This is a genomic window from Candidatus Schekmanbacteria bacterium, from assembly GCA_016219965.1.
Taxonomy (GTDB): Bacteria; Schekmanbacteria; GWA2-38-11; order GWA2-38-11; family J061; genus JACRJM01.
Genome location: JACRJM010000004.1, coordinates 23,922 through 42,147 on the forward strand (window position 1 = coordinate 23,922; position 18,226 = coordinate 42,147).

The following is an 18,226-nucleotide window of genomic DNA, read 5'->3' on the forward strand; positions in this document are numbered from 1 at the left end:
TAGATAGTTTAACTGTAACGAACTTTATAGTCATTTAAGAAAAAATATTCCTTCTGTTCATGTGATAATTCTAGCCCTATTACTTCATTAAAGTCAGTTTTCAATAAATATTCTTCTTCTGTTATCATTTTTTCAAAAGCTTCTTTAATGGTTGCTCCTGTTCCAAAACCAATTACTTGACAGTTTTCCATGTCAGGTTCTTGAGCTTCAGAATTTGGCTGAAAAGTAATCCCTTCATTTGTAATGAATATAAATGATTTCATATATTTTCGAAGTAATTTTCTTCAATAATACCTGTGCCAATCAATTGTGTACAGCTTTCAGGTGATTTCAAGAATAAATCTCTCAGTATAGTTTTCAAAAGCTCAGCATCTTCTGGAAATTCACTCTTCCCGCTCCATTCATCAGATATTCTTTCAGCAATAGCGTCTGTCCACTTTGAATCTATCATAGTCTCGATTCTACCTCCCTTAACAAGAACTTTTCAATATCAATTCGTGTTTTTGTATCGCTATAATGTGCCATCCGATGATGATGTGCGCATAATACAGACAAATTCCACAATCCATCTTCACCGCCTTTATATAAAGGTATAATGTGATGGACCTCAATATAGCGAGTGCCATCTTCCCTCAAGAATGTGTTACTGCAATTGTAATAGAGACATAAATCTCCAAAATTCTTTTTGGCTTGTTTAGCCCACGACACATTTCTTACATATGTCTCAACAAGATATTCTCTTTTTTCAGGTTCCTCTTTAGTCAAATCAATAGTCTTTGTTTCATCTCTTTCTGCTTCAAGTAAATCTATACCTCTTAAAGTGTAATGACCGGAATTATCCAAAAAGCTAATTAATTTCTCGTCGCGAAGATATTGAAGCTGCTGTCTTATTTTGGCTTCCACATGCTTATTCTCAGGGCGAAATTGTCTGAAAATATCTAATCTTTCTTTTAAAATATCTTGGAGAGAGAATGTTCTAGACCCTTGCTTGTTGCAATGCTCTATCACTTGTTTATAGACAAAATCTTTCCATTTCATCATTCTGTATCTCCAGCCAATTGCTGCATGACATTCCTATTCATCATCGTAAAAATACATCTTACACAGATTTAGCATAACTATCAATTAAAACTGACTTATAGTAAATCCCCTGTCAATTGTATAAAAAATGGAGAGTAATCAAATATAATGTTTAACAATGGGCTTATAGGTATTGTAAAAAAATTTACGATATACGTTTAGGAAACGTAAATCGTAAAAAATAATACAATAGTAAAAATGCCTGCATTCTAAGAGAACACATAAGCTTCCCCCTCCCATTCCTATTGACCTTTAGAAACTGTTCTCTTAAACTCCAATAAAATTTGTTATTTCTTCATAATGTGGAACGGAGAATAGTGCCAATATGATTCAAACCCTCCTGCTGGTCGTTATAATTATCCTGCTCTTTATCAATTTATATTTCGCCTATCAGGCAGGCAGAAAGAAAGATGAAAAAAAGTTTGTGGCAATCGAGACCTCGATTGACGCGATAGACAAAAGCCTTTCCAAATTTGAAAACTCCGTAAAAGATGAGTTTGCCAGAAACCGCGAGGAGACCGGAAAAAATTCAAAAGACCTGCGTGAGGAAGTGGGCGGCTCATTCAAGTCTTTGAGCGATTCCATGCTGAACAGGCTTGATGTGCTAACAAAAAGCAACGACGATAAACTCGGCAAAATGACAGACACAATAGAGGTGAAACTAAAATCTATTCAGGATGACAATAACGAAAAACTTGAGAAGATGCGCCAGACCGTTGATGAGAAACTCCACAAGACACTTGAGGAAAGACTTGGGGAATCGTTCAAGCTCGTAAGCGAAAGGCTTGAGCTTGTCCATAAAGGACTAGGTGAGATGCAGACATTGGCGGCAGGTGTCGGGGATTTAAAGAAAGTCCTCTCCAATGTAAAGACAAGAGGAACGCTCGGCGAATACCAGCTTGAGAATATCCTTGAACAGCTTTTAACAGCAGACCAGTATGCAAAAAATGTGGCAACAATAAAGGGGAGCAGTGAGAGGGTGGAGTTTGCCATCAAGCTTCCCGGCAGGGATAAGATTGAAGATATTGTATGGCTTCCTGTTGATTCCAAATTCCCGCTTGAAAAATATCATATGCTCCTCGACGCCTATGAAAGCGGCAGCATCGACATGATTGAGCAGACAAACAAGGAGCTTGAAAAAGCGATAAGGATTTCAGCGAAAGATATAAGGGACAAGTATCTGAGCCCTCCTGATACAACGGATTTTGCGATAATGTTCCTCCCTGTAGAAGGATTGTACGCTGAGGTTGTAAGACGCACAGATCTTTTTGACACATTGCAAAGGGAATATAAGGTGACAATAACAGGTCCTACAACACTCGCGGCATTCCTTAACAGCCTGCGGATGGGATTCAGGACGCTTGCTATTGAAAGCCGTTCAAGCGAGGTATGGAGCCTGCTTGGCGCTGTCAAAACCGAGTTCGGAAAATTCGGCGATATGCTGGACGGTGTCAGGAAAAACCTTGAAACGGCAGCAAACAAAATAAGCGATGCAAGCAGGAAATCTCGCACCATAGAACGTAAACTTCGCGATGTGCAGGAACTTCCGGCAGGAGAGTCTGCAAAATTCCTCGGGGCAGGAGATGAGAGTGATTTAACAGATAATGAAGAATCTGAAAATCTATAATTAGATAGCGGAGGTGCCATTATGGATGTTGAAAAACTGTTTTCTGAATTTACAGATGCAATGGCTAATGGCGTTGAAGCAATAGACGGAAAGAAAGCCTGGGAGCAGAAACAGTTCAAGATGAGTTCAGGCTCATTTGAGATCACTTCATTCAGAGGCAATTGGATTGAGAAAGCGTCAATCGGGAGAATAAAACTCAAAGTAGAAAAGACAATACAGGGTCCCGGCGATAAAGTGAGCCCAATGAACCTTAACAGCCTTCAGCTAAACATATTCCCGTCAAACCCGCTCCTGCCTGTGGGATTGTTCAATGTTGAGAACAGGATGGGAATTAAAGGTGCTGACAAGCTTGGCGGTTATTTCAGCATATTCCCAATGAAGGATGAAGAAGCAATCACCGGCAGCATCAAGAAACTTTTTTTCTCAAAAATCAAAAGCCATGGCAAAGCTTCCGCAAAATTGCTTAAAGACTACGCTGAACTCTGGCAGTGGCTTGACTGGCCTTACAAGGGCGAGAATGGGATAGGGATGAAGATAAATGCTGAGGAGAATGAAGTCCCGTTTGTCAGGGATATGGTTATGTCAGTATTAAAGGAATATTTAGACTGCATATCAACGCTCAAGGATATTGACTTTAACAAAGAAGACGGCGACGTAATGTTCTCTTTCCGCTACAAGCTTGCAGAATTCGTATTTATGAAAGATCCGAGTACAAAGTTTTGTTTTGAGAAGGGAGTGCCGCTTGATATTCTGGCGTCAATGATATTCCCGCCAACGGTGAGGTTTTAAGCAGCATGTCATTCCCTCGAAAGAGGGAATCCAGAATAGTACTTTATAGCAGATGGGTTCCATTATAAAAAAAATATAAAAACACTTATTTTAGAATAAGATAAAAAACGCTCATGACTTCAGTGATAATAGGTCGGTCTGTCGTCGGAGTCATCAATATCATCTGCTTTGCCGCCGACCATGACTTTAAGTTTCCTTCTAATCCACCAGTATCTGATTTTAAGATACATATTCCTGAATATTCCATTTCCTCCGCCTTTCCCAAAGTATGTGAGATAGATGTATCCGAATATCATCCCGCCCAGGTGTGCAATATGGGCTACTCCGGCATTGGTGGCTGAAATAGTTGAGAAGAACTCGATGCCTCCAATAAGTATCAGGAAATAGCGCATCTTCATCGGGAAAACGAAATACATAAGAATCGTCCTGTCAGGATAGAGCAAGCCATACGCAAGGAGTATCCCGTAAACTGCTCCTGATGCGCCGATGATAGGAACCATCGATGATGGCGTAAAAGCAGTTGACGATATGCCGGCCCAGATTGCGCAGAGGAAATAATATTTCATGAAAAACCCGCTCCCCCATCTTCTTTCAAGGTCGCTTCCAAACATCCAGAGGGCAAGCATGTTGAACAATATATGGAAGAGTCCTCCGTGGAGGAACTGGTAAGTGAATAGCTGCCACACATAAAGCTCGCCGATTACGAGCTTAGGTATGAGACCAAAGATAAAAAGAATCTTGTCTTTTGTGAAGGTCTGGAGGAGGAAGAAACCGGCATTAATATAAATTAATGACTTAACCGCCGGAGTAAGCGAGCCTCCGAACGAGTAACGGTAACCTCCTCTGTAGTATGTGTTCATTTTGAAGCTGTTCCTTCCACCATCTCTATTATTGCTTTTATCCTGTTCCTTGTCGGAAGCTCGTAAGGACATTTGTCCTCGCACTGTCCGCACTCTGAACATGCCTTAAGGCTTGGCAGCAGCCTTTTCCCTAGCTGCAGTGTATATTGGACATCATCATTCATTTCCCTTCCATAACATCTCTGATAGACTCCATGGACAAAAGGGATCATGATATTCGACGGACAGGGCTGGCAGTATGAGCATCTTCTGCAAAAATCCTTCCCGAATACTTCGACAGATTTTTTAAGCTCTGCAAGTTCATCAAATGAGAGTTTCTTCTCTTCACTCACTGCTTTGAAGTTATGCTCCAGCTCTTTTATCTTTGCCATTCCTACAACTATGATATCCACCGGATGTGAAAAGAAGAACCTCAAAGCCAGAGAAGATTTCTCTATCACTCCTCCTGCAAGGGGTTTCATGATTGACGATGCTATGTTGTGCTTCCTTGTCTCGGCGATGAGTCCGTCAAGAGGCTCCTGCTCGATCACATTGAAGGGGAAGAAGATCATCTCGAAGATATTCTTTCTCGCTGCTTCTGCCATTACAAGATGGTTATGCCCTGTGATAAGAAGATGCCTCACTTTCCCCCGCTCTTTTGCTTTCTGGAGGAGTTCCAGCGGCTTTCCCATCACGGATTCGAGTTCATCCATTTTATTCACGCTATGGAACCCGTAGAAGTCGAAGTAATCAACCTTTGCTGATTTAAGGCTGACGTCGAGGTCCTCTATGAATTTCTCTGGGCCCATCTTCCATGAGAATGCGCGGCTCGTGAGTATCACCTTGTCCCTTATCTTTGGTATTACTCTTGAGAGTTTTTCTTCACTGTCCTGATATGCCCTTGCGGTGTCTATGTAATTTATACCCATATCAATCGCTGTGTTTATGAGTTTGTCAGATTCAGCCGGTGTGAGGCGCGGGATATGCATTGCACCGAAGGCAAGTTTTGTTGCGGTTAAGCCTGTGCTGCCAAGTGCGACTTTTTTCATGAAAGACCTCCGCAGGATTAATTCAAATCAATAAATTACAATTATGTTTTTGATGGTTACAGATTTTTAAATTGGAATTCAAGGATATTTAAAATAAAAAAATCACAGCACAGACAGCATTTTTTAATTGAAAATTGTTTAATTTAAGTAATAAGGATACTTATATGTTTAAGAGAACTCTCATAATCGGAATAACGCTTTATTTCCTTGCATTCCCAAATTACCAATCATTTGCGGCTGACAGCGGCAGTCTTGAACTTGAAGCTCGAGGTTCTTACGGCGAATATTTCAATGTGGAAGCATTATCAGGGAAGTATGCCTATGTTGGGACTCAGAAAGGTCTTAAGGTTTTTAATATATCAGATCCTTCATCTCCATCCCTTGCAGGCAAGTATGAGTTTTCGGGTCTTGTTGACAACCTCTATGTGTCGGGAGGAAAGGCATATCTGACATATGAAAACGGAGACTTTTTAATTCTGGATGTGACTAAGCCGTCAAAGATAAAACTCCTCGGAGGCCTTGATGCCAGAGGATTTGGCGGAATGTCTGTGTCCGGAAAAAAGGTTTACCTCATCCAGGATGATCTTAAAATATATAATGTAAGCAAACCTGAGATTCCTAAACTCTCAGGCTCATACAAGCTTTCAAACTATGATAAGGAAAAACTGACTTATGTGTGTGTGTCCGGCAATCTGGCATATCTCGGTTATAATAACTTTGAGAACACTGAAAGTAATGTCAACACACTTCGGATAGTAGATGTTTCCAAGCCTTCGGCCCCGTATCTGCGCGGTGAATATAATGTAGGTTATTATATAAACAAGATCTTTGTTTACGGAGGCAAGGCTTATATCATTGGAGAAAGTGATAATATAACCATCCTGAATATTTCAGATCCATCAACTCCTCTTTTCCTTGGAAGCTATGCTACTCAGCAGCCTACTGACATATTTGTTTATGGCTCGCTGGCCTACATCTGTGATTCTGATTCAGGGCTTTCAATAGTCGATCTTTTCGATCTTGCAAATCCGGTCTTGCTTGGAAAATATGATGGGAACTCTCTTGTTAAAGTTTATGTCACTGGCGGTAAGGCATATCTTACAGGGTATGCCGGATTTTTTGTGGTGAATGTTGCCAATCCATCATCCCCTGCAATCCTTGGTTCCTACAACACTGTAAGTTATGCCACAGGTGTTTTCATTGACGGCTATAGGGCGTTTGTCGCAAACGGTTACGGCGGGCTTGTGATACTTGATGCCAGTGAGCCATCATCACCATCGCTTATTGGGGTGCTGGATACGAAAGGTTATACAAACAAAGTTTTTGTAGCGGAAAATAAAGCATATATAGCAGACAGCTATAACGGGCTTGTTATAGCAGATGTGACTGACCTTACAAACCCTGTCATCCTCGGGACATACGAGACTCCTAGTGCTGAATGGGTTTGTGTTTCAGGGAATACTGCCTATGTTGCAGACAGCACCGCCGCTGCATTATACCTTTTAGATGTTTCAGATCCGTCTTCTCCTGAATTGATCAATGCTTACAGTGTGGGAAACAATATTACAGGTCTCTTCGTTTCTGATGATGTGGTCTATCTTTCCAATAAGGCTTATACAAGTCTTAAGGGGTTTTATATGATAGATGTCCTGAATCCCGCCGAAGCCGACCTTTTATCACAGTATTCCGGAAGGTTTAACGGGTCCGCTGTTTCAGGCTCTACTGCGTATTTGACAGTTACAGGCGGTGCGCTTGAAATTTTAGACATCACAGACAAATCCTCTCCGCAGCTTTTAAAGGATGTGGAAATATGCGATGACAGCGGTCCTGTTATTGTCTCAGATAATAAGGCTTATTTCTTTGGTAAAAAATGGACTGATGAATCAAATAAATCCAAAAAAAACGGGGTCGCTGTTGTTGATGTGACAAATCCCGCAGAGGCAGCACTTGAAACCATATATGAACTTGGCGCTGATCCGCTGCAACTCACTGTCTCCAGCTCGACAGTATATGTCGCACATGGATTGAACGGTCTGATTATAGTCGATGCCTCTCCACCTGTTTTACCATCAGCGCTCAGCAGCAATAAAGGAAAGGCAGGAGCAGAGATTACTATTACGGGAAGCGGTTTTGGAAGCATTGAAGGGAAGGTGCTGATTGTGAAAGGCAAAAAAGAAAAGTCCTGCACTGTCACATCATGGACCGACACGGAAATTAAAGTGACTCTTCCCTCGGGAGTAACAGCCGGGAAGAAAAAGATATTCGTTGAAAATTCCCATGGCAGAAGAGCTAAGACAGGTCTTGCCTTTACGTATCTGAAAAAGTGAAACTGTTTTAATCAAAAGAATTTCTCATGCTCTATATCGTGGTGAATTGTCATCCCCGCGAAAGCGGGGATCCAGAAATAATAAATAAACCTGGATTCCGCATCAAGTGCGGAATGACAGCGTTGTATTAGTATTTGAATATCTCGTAGCTTGCTGTGAAGTAGTTTTAATCTTCCTCATCATCGAAAATCCTGTATTTCTGGTTTTCAAGGTCTTCGAACTGGTCAGTCTTCACAGCCCACAAAAATATAAGCCATCCTCCAAAGCCAAGCGCAAGGCATAAAAAAAAGAGCAGGAATATAGTCCATATCTCCATGTCATGCCCTCAATGAGTTTAAACAGACTGACACAGAGCTGATGCTCATCAGCGCAGCCGAAAGCACAGGCGGAAAGAATCCTGCCGCCGCAAATGGTATGGCGATTATGTTGTATATGAATGCCCAGAAAAGATTGCTCTTTATTATTTTCATTGTCTTTCTGCCGGTCATGATCGCATCTTTAACACCATTGAGGTTATTGTTCATAAGTACGACGTCCGCTGATAATGGGGCAAGCTGTGAAGGCTCATTCATGGCAACTCCTATGTCGGCTTCCATTATTGAAGGAGTGTCGTTGATGCCATCGCCTACGAACAGCACATGTTCTCCATTGCTTTTGAATTTTCTGATTATATCAAGCTTCATTTCCGGCAGCAGACATGCCTCATATGAGCTTAATCCGAGTTTGTCAGCTATGCGCTTTGCTGTCTCTGCTGAATCGCCGGTCAGCATGTCTGTCTTCAGATTAAGCGTCCTGATGAAAGAGCAAACATCTTCTGCTTCGCTTCTTAATCTATCATCGAATGAAATGAGAGCTTTCACCTCAAAGTTTTCCGCGTAATAGATTATTATTTTTCCTGAAGATAAAAGATTAATGGACTGGTCATTAATAGAATCACTGACTCCTATTCCTTTTTCTTCCATTAGTATTCTGTTCCCAAGCAAAATATTATTGCCGTCTATTTTACCTTCAACCCCTTTGCCCGGATGATATTTTATATCTTCCGCTTTTAATGTTACTTCCTGATTTTTATACCTGCTTAACGATAAAGCCAGCGGATGCTGAATATTCTGTTCAAGGGCAGATGCTTTTGCAATGATAGATTCAATGATAGAGCCGGTGCCTGCAACTCCATCAGCGCATATAACATCTGATACTGCAAAGCTTCCTTCAGTAAGCGTCCCTGTTTTGTCAAATACAACTCTGTCAACCATGCTTAAGACCTCTATGGTTTCCGGGTTCCTGAAAAGTATCCCTCTTTTCAATGCCGAGGTTATTGCGCTGTTTAAGGCAAGCGGGGTTGCAAGTCCAAGCGCACAGGGGCAGGCAACGATAAGTACGGATACTGTTGACATCAGGGCTGTGGCTGCATTTTTACCTGAAAGATAGTGTGATAAAAAAGTGATTATGGCTATCACTATGATAGCGGGGACAAAAAATGAAACTACCCTGTCTGCAAGTCTCTGGACAGGAGCTTTTGATAGAAATGAGTTCCTGAGAAGCGCCATTATTTTTGCTGCATAGGAGTTTTCGGAGCTAGTCAGCGCTTTGCATTCAATCTTCCCCCAGAGATTCGAAGTGCCGCCTACCACAGTTGTACCCATCTCTTTTTTTACCGGCAAGGACTCTCCGGTCATTATGCTTTCATCAACTTCGGTAGCGCCTTTCAATACCTCGGCATCACAGGGGATTCTCTCAAAGGGATGGACGATGAAAATATTCCCTGTGCTGATGTCTGATGCAGAGATCTCTTTTTCTTCACCTGTCGCTGCATCAATGACAAAAGTTTTTATTTTAAGAAACTCCCGGAACTTATCAAAGACTGATGAGGTTTTTTCCTTTGCATAGGCTTCAATGGTTCTTCCGGCAAGTATGAATGTTATTATCATTGCCGCTGTATCAAAATATACTTCTCCCCCTGAGAATAATCCTGCCGTGCTGTAGACATACGCCGCAAGGGTTCCGGCGCTTATCAGCGTGTCCATGGTCACTGTCCTGTGTATGATGCCTTTTATCGCTTTAACATGGAAACCCCATCCGCAGTAAAATACGACCGGAGTTGAAAGAACGAATGAGGCTATCTCGAAGAACTTTTTTGAGAGTACATCCATCCCGTCAAAATATCCTGAGTAAAGAGCGACGCTTGCAGCCATTATCTGCATTGAGAGGAAGGCTGCTGTGCCGAGCCTGTAAAGTAGGTCCTTTTTCTGTCTGCTGAAGTCTGCGGCGAGGTCGTCAATCGCGGCTTCTTTTGCCCTGTAGCCTAAAGATTCTATGACTCTGATAATATCTGATGAATTTACTTTGCCATTATCAACAACTATGTCGGCAAGGCCGGTTTCAGCTGATATGGTGAGATTTCGAACACCGCTGATTTTTTTTACTGTTTCTACTATTGATGAGATGCAGGATGAGCAGTCTATCCCTTCGATTAAAAAGCTTATTGTTGTCACACATCACTCACAGTGCTCACATCAATCAATGATAAAGCACGATATAGACAAAAAGGAAAACTGTCACGACAGCATAGAGGAAATAAATTATAACCGGGATTTTTTTGCCAGTTTCTTCTTTTTCGAGGCGAAGCTCTCCATTGTTTTTATTATTGTTCATTTTATTATTTATGTTATTATTCATGTCATTGTTCGTCATCATTGATGTTGTCATTGTCATCGAGCATCCTGTATTTGGGCCTTTCGACCTCGTCATACCGCTTTTTATTGAAATAAAAAATTATCAATGCAATGAACACGACTCCAAAAACCGCAATGATTCCAAGATAAACCCATTGGTTAAGTTCCATGATGGCCGCTCACTTTTTCCTTGCTACTGACCTTATGAATGAGATCACCTTCCAGATATCGTCATCGGATATATTCTTTCCCCATTTCGGCATTCCCTCTGCCTCAACACCGTTATAGATTGTTTCAAAGATCTGATTGTCGCGGTTCCCGTATTCCCATACTTCATCTGTAAGATCTGGTCCGATATTTCCCGTAGCATCCTCTTTGTGGCAGACGGAACAGTTTTTAAGAAAGACCTCTTTACCTGTTTTTATAGCGTCTGCTTTTCCTTCAAAGGGGTTCTTAGTATTGTCAGGAAGTTTAAATGCAGGTGCTGCTTTTTCTTCTTTCTCTTCTGTTGGTATCGACTCTATGAAAGCAGCGACTTTCCATATATCATCATTTGATATTTTATTTCCCCATGATGGCATTCCTTTGGGCCTTCCATCATATATGGAAATGAATATGTCTCTTTCAGTTCCGCCAAAGAGCCATTCTGCATCAATTAGATTTGGCCCGATGCTTCCCTTCAAGTCTTTTCCATGGCAGGCGCCGCATTTTTCCATATATATATGTTCTCCCTTTTCTATGGCAGCTTTGTCAGCACTGTAAGGATTTTTAGCATCGGCAGGTATGATTAGCTCGGCTTTCGCTCCTGCTTCGGGCTTCTGTGTATTCCCGATTCTTTGCAAGTATGCGACCATTGCATCCATCTCAGTCTTTCCTTCAAGCGCTATCAGTTCATTCTGGGTATATGGATAATCAAGTACCTCCATCTTTTTTAATGTGTATGTCGTATCAAGCGGTGTTTTCTCCAGAAACGCGTACGAAGGCATTATCGAAGCAAGCACTATGCTCCTCGGGTTTCTCATGTGTTCGTAGTGCCATTTGTCAGGATATTTTCCTCCGATCCTGGCAAGATCAGGTCCTGTCCGCTTCGACCCCCATAGGAAAGGCCTGTCATATTCAAATTCCCATGTTTCTGAAACCTTCCCATAGCGGGTTTGCTCATCCGGAAAGGGTCTTACAGTCTGTGTATGGCAGCTATTGCATCCTTCCCGGATATAGATGTCCCGTCCTTCAAGCTCAAGGGGTGTGTATGGATGGTTATTCTCATTGTGAGGGGTCATGTCCTTCATAAAAAGAGGGACGACCATAGTTACGATAGTTCCCACTGCTATCACTATTACAGCCATGATTGTGAGAAGCGCAGGCTTTTCATATATGCTCATTAATTTGATCATAAATCTGCTCATAAGTTTGCTCATTAGCCTCCCCTCCTTACATCTGATTCAGGCGATACTTTGAGGGTCATCCAAACATTGTAAATGAATATCATGAAACCAATGAGATAAAGCAGTCCTCCCGCCGACCTTGCTCCCCAGAATGGCATGTTGAACTGTAAAAGGTCATTGAAGTTATAAACCAGGCTTCCATCAGCACTGATTTCCTTCCATCTGAAGCCCTGTACTATCCCTGCAATCCACATGCTTATCGTATAGATTAGCTGTCCTACGAGTACCAGCCAGAAGTGTATGTTTGCGAGCTTTTCGCTGTATATCCCCTTGCTCCCAAGCTTTGAAGCAACATAGTAGATGCTTCCGCAGGTTGTAAGTGTTACCCAGCCCATAGTTCCCATGTGGACATGGCCTATTATATAATCTGTGTAATGGACTATCCTGCTCCATGCCCTCAGGGCCTGTGCCGGTCCCTGAATGGTCTGTAAGCCGTAAAAAAGCATACCTATTACGAAAAATTTCGTCAGGTAATTGCTCTTCATTTTCCCCCAGTTGCCGTTCATGGTATAGAAGGCGTTGATCACTGTTGCCCATGAGGGGGCAATAAGAAATATGCTGAAGGCTATTGCGACCGTTTCTATCCAGTCGGGAAGCGGCGTATATATAAGATGATGCGCTCCTGTCCAGAGGTAGGCAAACACTAAAGACCAGAACCCTATTATGGATATCCTGTGGCTGTAAATGGGGAGTTTTACAGAAAGCGGAAAGAAATAATAGAAGAATCCTATGACAGGAGTGGTAAAAAGAAAGGCCACCATATTGTGACCATACCACCACTGCACATTGGCGTCATTGGCTCCGCTGAATACCGAGTATGATTTGAATAAGGAGATTGGGACTTCAAGATTGTTAACGATATATATTACGGCTACCGTTACGATCGTCCCTATCATGTACCAGAGCGCGACATACATCTGCTTTTCTTTGCGTCTGTATAGAGTTCCGAAAAAGCTGACAGCGAACATGACCCAGACTGCGACAACCATTATATCAAGCGGCCATTCAAGTTCGGCATATTCCTTTGAAGATGTCATACCTGCAAGAAGAGAGACAACTCCCAGAAGTGCGGTAACATTGAAGAAATAAAGGTTGAATCTTGCAAGGCGCGGTGCAAAGAGTGTGGCTTTTGAAAGCCTCTGGACCATGTAATAGGAAAGCCCTATTATCGTGCCTGCTCCGAATCCGATTGCAAGGCCATTTACATGGGCGGCACGAAGTCTGCCGTAAGTTATCCATGGAGCGAAGTTGAGCTGTGGGTGCAGGAATTCCATGGCAAGGTAAAAGCCAATAACCAATCCGGCGGCTGCCCAGAAAAGCGATGAGAGGATAAAACCGCGTGCAGATGAAAAATCGTAAGTCGGACTGTCTTTCACCTTACCCTCCGGAAATTGGCAGAACTCAGTAAAAAAATTAGTTTAATTTATTACACAATTTATGATACAGTTCAATCAGAAGATGAAACTAATAATCAGGAGGATGGCGTAATGGCTGTAAAGGTTGGAATAAATGGCTTTGGAAGGATAGGGAGAAACCTTGTTCGCGCTGCACTCGGCAATGATAAAGTCGAGATTGTAGCCGTAAACGATATAACTAAGGCTGACATACTGGCTCATCTGTTGAAGTATGATTCGGTTCACGGGAATATTAAAGCTGAGGTAAGCTCCACTGAGGATTCCATCATTGTTAACGGAAAGAAGATAAAAGTCCTTTCTGAAAAAGACCCAGCGAAGCTTCCGTGGAAAGACCTTGGCGTTGAAGTGGTTGTTGAGTCAACCGGGCTTTTCACCAAAAGGGCTGATGCGGCAAAGCACATTGAGGCTGGTGCAAAAAAAGTAATTATATCAGCTCCTGCGACAGAGCCGGATATCACTATAGTGATGGGAGTAAACGAGAAGTCCTATGATGCTTCAAAGCATAACATAATATCAAATGCATCATGTACGACAAACTGTCTTGCCCCAGTTGCAAAAGTCCTTCTCCAGAACTTTGGCATAAAAAGAGGGCTTATGACGACTATTCACTCTTATACAAACGATCAGCGCATCCTTGATCTTCCTCATAAAGATCTGAGGCGTGCCCGTGCTGCTGCATTATCCATGATACCGACAACAACAGGCGCAGCCCGCGCTGTTGCCCTTGTAATCCCTGAGCTTAAGGGAAAATTCGACGGCATGGCAATGAGAGTTCCTACACCGAATGTTTCTGTCGTTGACCTTGTGGTTGAGCTTGAAAAGCCAGCAACAGTGGAAGCTGTTAACGGCGCACTCAAAAAAGCAGCCGAAGGGGAACTAAAAGGTATCCTTGCATTCAGCGATGAGCCGCTGGTTTCAATAGATTTCAACGGCAATTCCAATTCTTCCATTGTTGACGGAAAATGCACATCAATCATTGATGGCAGCATGCTGAAGGTGCTGTCGTGGTATGATAATGAGTGGGGGTATTCGTGTCGTATACGCGACCTCATACAGTACATCGCAAAGTAAACTTGGTCTGAACGTAATATTTGGCGGCATACTTTGTCAGCGGGCAATTCGAAAATGCTCACGTACAGAAAAGTACGCTCCGCGTTTCTCATTACCCGCTTTCGCGTCTGCCACTCAAATCTTGCGTTCAGAAAATACAGCCTTGTCGTTAAAAATTCTTTAAAGAAATTTTTAATTAATCAAGTTTGACATCATTCTTAACAACCTCATATAATTTCATAAATCTATAATAAATATTGTATGCGTGGGAAGTCACAGTGAAAAATCCTATCCTAAGAACTATTGTCGCTGGCTTGGCAGGAGGCCTGGCCTTGAATGTCGCTATGCTGCTGACCTTTCGTCTTATAGGATTTGGCTGGAATGGCGGAGGAATACTCCTTGATCCGTCAATACAAAACGAGAAACTTATTGCAGTATGGACAAAGATCAGGCCATTGCCATTAGTTGTTTCTAATCCGGCGCCGGTTGTCTTCGGGTTCATATTGTTTGGAATCGGGCATGCGTTTATATACCGATGGCTTTCTAATGCATGGCCTTCAGGCGTGGCAGCAAGGGGAGTTAGGTTTGCTGCGCTTCTTTTATTCCTTTCTTTTTTCTTCTGGGAGTTTTTTACTCCATTTAACCAGTTTGGCGAGCCGCTTCTCCTTATTGGTTTGGAACTGATATTTTGGACAATAATAGCTGTTGCAGAAGCATTCACCATAGCGTCTATCATTGAATTGGGAACGAAAAAATAAAAATAAAATAGGTTATTAGCTTTGAAATCTACCATAAAAGAAATCCATATCCGTTTGCAGAAGCTCGGGAGCAAGGAAAAAGCGAAGTTCCTGCAGGGGTTCTTCAAAACAGGACCGGGTGAATATGCCGAAGGTGACATTTTTCTTGGCATTAGCGTTCCTGATATCAGGAAGCTGGTAAATGAATACAAGACACTTACTGCAGAGGAAATACTGCCTCTCCTTAGGTCTCCCATACACGAGGAAAGATTGTTTGCTCTTCTCATACTTGTTTACTCCTATTCAAAAGGAGATGAACCTGTGAGAAAGCACATTTACGGGATGTATCTGAATAACACAAAGTACATAAATAACTGGGATCTCGTTGACAGCTCTGCCCCTATGATCGTAGGGGCTTATCTTTTTGACAGGAACAGGAAGCCTCTTTATCAACTGGCAAAATCAGATAGCCTTTGGGAGCGCCGAATTTCTATGATAGCGACGTTTCATTTTATCAAATATCGCCAGATTTCAGATACTTTGAAGATTGCAAAATTGCTGCTCAGAGATAAGGAAGACTTGATACATAAAGCAGCGGGGTGGATGTTGCGCGAAGTCGGAAAAAAGGATATGCGAAGCGAGGAAGAGTTTTTGAAAGAGCACTGCAAAAAAATGCCACGGACCATGCTCAGATATGCGATAGAAAGGTTCCCTCAGCAAAAGAGAAAAATCTATCTTGATGGGAATATAATAATATAAGTAAAACATATAAAAAAATTGACTTTTCGTCCCCCCTTGGATATGTAAACGCCTAAAAAAATGGCTTTTTCTATTGTGTATTTATAAAGGTGTTTTGGTGTGGCACTGAATAAAATAAGCATAAGAGATTTGAAACTTGCAGGAAAGAAGGTCTTCATACGCGTTGATTTTAACGTGCCGTTAAAAGACGGGAAGATCACTGATGATACGCGTATCCGCGAATCACTGCCTACAATAAAATATGCCCTGGACAATGGGGCGGCTATTATTTTAGCTTCTCACCTTGGAAGGCCAAAGGGGAAGGTTGTCCCTGAAATGAGTCTTCGCCCTGTGGAGGTAAGGCTTGGTGAGCTTTTAGGAAAGAATGTGATAATGGCTCCGGACTGCATTGGTGATGAGGTAAAAAGGCTTGCCGGCAGCATGAAACCTGGAGATGTGATGCTCCTTGAGAACCTTCGGTTTTATAAGGATGAGGAAGCCAACGAACCGGTGTTTTCACGCCAGCTTGCTTCCCTTGCAGATCTATATGTCAATGATGCTTTCGGGACATCTCACAGAGCGCACAGCTCCGTTGAAGGGATAACGAAATTCATGTCCCCTGCTGCGGCAGGGTTCCTCATGGAAAAGGAGATAGAGTTTTTAGGTAATGCAGTTACATCTCCTGCCAGGCCTTTTGTCGCAATATTGGGAGGCGCTAAGGTTTCTGATAAGATAGGAGTGATACAAAATCTACTTACAATGGTTGATTCCCTGCTCATTGGCGGGGCTATGGCTTACACTTTGCTCAAGGCTAAGGGGATAAATATCGGGAATTCCCTTGTCGAGGAGGACAAGGTTGAACTTGCCAAAAGAATTATTTCAATTGCATCGGAAAACAGGAAGGAGCTTCTTTTACCTTGCGACCATGTTATCACTGCTGAACTAAAATCTGGTGCAGGGTACAGTATATCTGAAAAAGACATACCGGCAGGGATGAAGGGCGTTGATATTGGTCCTGCTACTGTTGACGCTTATTCGAAAATCATAATGGGCGCGAAAACAATAGTATGGAATGGTCCGATGGGGGTCTTTGAAATAGATGAGTTCTCAAAAGGTACGTTTTCCATCGCAAAGGCGATCGCAGAATCAGGAGCAACGAGCATAGTAGGCGGCGGTGATTCGATAGCCGCTGTGAAAAGAAGCGGGATGGAAAGTAAATTTGCGCATATCTCAACCGGCGGTGGAGCCTCTCTTGAATTCCTTGAGGGGAAAGAGCTTCCGGGAATAGTAGCGCTAACGGATAAAAATTAAAAAATGCGAAAGACAATAATAGCCGGAAACTGGAAGATGAACATGAATTTGCCTGAGGCAGAAGCGCTGGCTTCCGGTATCTTGTGTGAATGCCTGCATGTGCAGGATGTAGAAATAGTGATAGCCCCGCCTTTTACTGCTCTTGTCCCTGTATGGGAAAAAATAAAGATGCACAGGAGAATAAGGCTTTCAGGACAGAACTGTTTCTGGGAAGAGAAAGGCGCTTTTACCGGGGAAATCTCACCGGCCATGCTCATAGATGCCGGCTGTACATATGTCATAATCGGCCACTCCGAGAGGAGACAGTTTTTCGGTGAGACTGATGAGACTGTGAATCGTAAGATAGCAGCAGCATTAAGATTCGGGTTAAAGCCCATTGTCTGTGTCGGCGAGACGCTTTCTGAACGGGATGGAGGCAAGACGTTTGAAGTAATCGAACAGCAGATAACAGGGGGATTTAAAGAAATTTTAAAATCAGATTTTCAGAAGATCGTGGTTGCTTATGAGCCTGTATGGGCTATAGGGACAGGAAAGACGGCAACACCGGCGCAGGCAGAAGAAGTCCATTCTTTTATCAGGAGTTTGTTACAGAGGGAAAAAGGCGACGAAGTCGCAGAAAATACTTCTATTTTATATGGAGGGAGCGTGACACCTGACAATGTTAAGGCTATAATGAGTGAAGCTGACATAGACGGTGCTCTTGTCGGAGGCGCAAGCCTCAAGCCGGAAAGTTTTTCAAGGATCGTAAAATTTAAAGAGGAAGGAAAGTAAGATGCATACATTTTTGCTCGTGATACACATAATCGTTAGTCTTTTCCTTATACTTGTTGTTCTGCTTCAACGGGGAAAAGGAAGCGAGATGGGGGCTGCATTCGGAGGATCAAGCCAGACTCTATTTGGAAGCTACGGCTCTTCAGGTTTTTTAGGAAAACTTACAACGGCTGCAGCAACTATATTTATGATAACTTCCCTTATGCTTTCTTCCATGTCATCGAAATCAAGCGCGACATCGGCTATCCCTGATATGCCTGTATCATCTCAGAGCAGTAAGACAGCGCCTGTGTCGCCGTTACAGCAGGGAGAGAAGACTCCGGAAAATGCACCGGTTCAGGTTCCAGAAACAAAATAAATACTCTAACTTTATTAT

The 18,226-nt window shown here is 42.5% G+C and carries 20 protein-coding genes; 9 read left to right on the forward strand and 11 right to left on the reverse strand.

What is annotated here, in order from left to right; translation table 11 throughout:
• Nucleotides 1-8: 8 nt before the first annotated feature.
• Genes HZA77_05345 through HZA77_05355 form a run of 3 tightly spaced genes read right to left on the reverse strand, consistent with a single transcriptional unit; the run spans nt 9 to nt 1,041 of the window.
• Nucleotides 9-263: a hypothetical protein gene (locus tag HZA77_05345; protein ID MBI5374836.1), complete on the reverse strand. Its 255-nt coding sequence runs from the start codon at nt 261-263 to the stop codon at nt 9-11.
• Nucleotides 260-451, reverse strand: coding sequence for a hypothetical protein (locus HZA77_05350; protein ID MBI5374837.1), 192 nt, complete (start codon nt 449-451; stop codon nt 260-262). The genes HZA77_05345 and HZA77_05350 overlap by 4 nt, the downstream gene beginning before the upstream one ends.
• Nucleotides 448-1,041: an HNH endonuclease gene (locus HZA77_05355; GenBank protein ID MBI5374838.1), complete on the reverse strand. Its 594-nt coding sequence runs from the start codon at nt 1,039-1,041 to the stop codon at nt 448-450. Before HZA77_05355 ends, HZA77_05350 begins: the two co-directional genes overlap by 4 nt.
• Before the next feature lie 364 nt (nt 1,042-1,405).
• Between HZA77_05355 and rmuC the strand changes: the two genes are divergently transcribed.
• Both rmuC and HZA77_05365 read left to right on the forward strand, forming a co-directional pair.
• Complete coding sequence (gene rmuC / locus HZA77_05360; GenBank protein ID MBI5374839.1) at nt 1,406-2,707, forward strand: DNA recombination protein RmuC; 1,302 nt, start codon at nt 1,406-1,408, stop codon at nt 2,705-2,707.
• 21 nt (nt 2,708-2,728) lie between these two features.
• Nucleotides 2,729-3,496 carry a hypothetical protein gene (locus HZA77_05365; protein ID MBI5374840.1) on the forward strand — a complete coding sequence of 256 codons (768 nt, stop codon included), beginning with the start codon at nt 2,729-2,731 and terminating at the stop codon, nt 3,494-3,496.
• Nucleotides 3,497-3,615: 119 nt separating this feature from the next.
• On the opposite strand, the gene HZA77_05370 is transcribed toward HZA77_05365, so the two are convergent.
• Nucleotides 3,616-4,356: a rhomboid family intramembrane serine protease gene (locus HZA77_05370; GenBank protein ID MBI5374841.1), complete on the reverse strand. Its 741-nt coding sequence runs from the start codon at nt 4,354-4,356 to the stop codon at nt 3,616-3,618.
• The gene (locus tag HZA77_05375; GenBank protein MBI5374842.1) at nt 4,353-5,384 is read right to left on the reverse strand and encodes an aldo/keto reductase; all 1,032 of its coding nucleotides are present in this window, start codon (nt 5,382-5,384) and stop codon (nt 4,353-4,355) included. Before HZA77_05375 ends, HZA77_05370 begins: the two co-directional genes overlap by 4 nt.
• 164 nt (nt 5,385-5,548) lie before the next feature.
• On the opposite strand from HZA77_05375, the gene HZA77_05380 reads away from it, so the two are divergent.
• Entirely contained in the window at nt 5,549-7,711 is a 2,163-nt protein-coding gene (locus HZA77_05380) for an IPT/TIG domain-containing protein (protein ID MBI5374843.1), read from the forward strand.
• A 166-nt stretch (nt 7,712-7,877) separates the two neighbouring features.
• On the opposite strand, the gene ccoS is transcribed toward HZA77_05380, so the two are convergent.
• The 6 genes from ccoS to HZA77_05410 are packed head-to-tail and all read right to left on the reverse strand — an operon-like array spanning nt 7,878 to nt 13,204.
• Nucleotides 7,878-8,027, reverse strand: a complete 150-nt coding sequence (gene ccoS / locus HZA77_05385; GenBank protein MBI5374844.1) for a cbb3-type cytochrome oxidase assembly protein CcoS — start codon at nt 8,025-8,027, stop codon at nt 7,878-7,880.
• A 1-nt stretch (nt 8,028) separates the two neighbouring features.
• On the reverse strand, nt 8,029-10,203 hold the full coding sequence (locus HZA77_05390) for a cation-translocating P-type ATPase (GenBank protein MBI5374845.1): 2,175 nt from the start codon (nt 10,201-10,203) through the stop codon (nt 8,029-8,031).
• A gap of 25 nt (nt 10,204-10,228) precedes the next feature.
• On the reverse strand, nt 10,229-10,423 hold the full coding sequence (locus HZA77_05395) for a hypothetical protein (GenBank protein MBI5374846.1): 195 nt from the start codon (nt 10,421-10,423) through the stop codon (nt 10,229-10,231).
• Nucleotides 10,389-10,553 carry a cbb3-type cytochrome c oxidase subunit 3 gene (locus HZA77_05400; GenBank protein MBI5374847.1) on the reverse strand — a complete coding sequence of 55 codons (165 nt, stop codon included), beginning with the start codon at nt 10,551-10,553 and terminating at the stop codon, nt 10,389-10,391. The genes HZA77_05395 and HZA77_05400 overlap by 35 nt, the downstream gene beginning before the upstream one ends.
• 9 nt (nt 10,554-10,562) lie before the next feature.
• Nucleotides 10,563-11,801 carry a cbb3-type cytochrome c oxidase subunit II gene (locus HZA77_05405; GenBank protein ID MBI5374848.1) on the reverse strand — a complete coding sequence of 413 codons (1,239 nt, stop codon included), beginning with the start codon at nt 11,799-11,801 and terminating at the stop codon, nt 10,563-10,565.
• On the reverse strand, nt 11,801-13,204 hold the full coding sequence (locus HZA77_05410) for a cbb3-type cytochrome c oxidase subunit I (GenBank protein ID MBI5374849.1): 1,404 nt from the start codon (nt 13,202-13,204) through the stop codon (nt 11,801-11,803). The genes HZA77_05405 and HZA77_05410 overlap by 1 nt, the downstream gene beginning before the upstream one ends.
• Before the next feature lie 111 nt (nt 13,205-13,315).
• Between HZA77_05410 and gap the strand changes: the two genes are divergently transcribed.
• The 6 genes from gap to secG all read left to right on the forward strand — a co-directional run bounded on the left by gap (nt 13,316) and on the right by secG (nt 18,208).
• Nucleotides 13,316-14,314, forward strand: a complete 999-nt coding sequence (gene gap / locus HZA77_05415) for a type I glyceraldehyde-3-phosphate dehydrogenase (GenBank protein MBI5374850.1) — start codon at nt 13,316-13,318, stop codon at nt 14,312-14,314.
• A gap of 269 nt (nt 14,315-14,583) precedes the next feature.
• Entirely contained in the window at nt 14,584-15,051 is a 468-nt protein-coding gene (locus HZA77_05420; protein ID MBI5374851.1) for a hypothetical protein, read from the forward strand.
• A gap of 21 nt (nt 15,052-15,072) precedes the next feature.
• Complete coding sequence (locus tag HZA77_05425) at nt 15,073-15,789, forward strand: DNA alkylation repair protein (protein MBI5374852.1); 717 nt, start codon at nt 15,073-15,075, stop codon at nt 15,787-15,789.
• Nucleotides 15,790-15,894: 105 nt separating this feature from the next.
• On the forward strand, nt 15,895-17,079 hold the full coding sequence (locus HZA77_05430; GenBank protein MBI5374853.1) for a phosphoglycerate kinase: 1,185 nt from the start codon (nt 15,895-15,897) through the stop codon (nt 17,077-17,079).
• A 3-nt stretch (nt 17,080-17,082) separates the two neighbouring features.
• Complete coding sequence (locus tag HZA77_05435; protein ID MBI5374854.1) at nt 17,083-17,850, forward strand: triose-phosphate isomerase; 768 nt, start codon at nt 17,083-17,085, stop codon at nt 17,848-17,850.
• A 1-nt stretch (nt 17,851) separates the two neighbouring features.
• Complete coding sequence (secG, locus tag HZA77_05440) at nt 17,852-18,208, forward strand: preprotein translocase subunit SecG (protein ID MBI5374855.1); 357 nt, start codon at nt 17,852-17,854, stop codon at nt 18,206-18,208.
• Nucleotides 18,209-18,226: the final 18 nt, after the last annotated feature.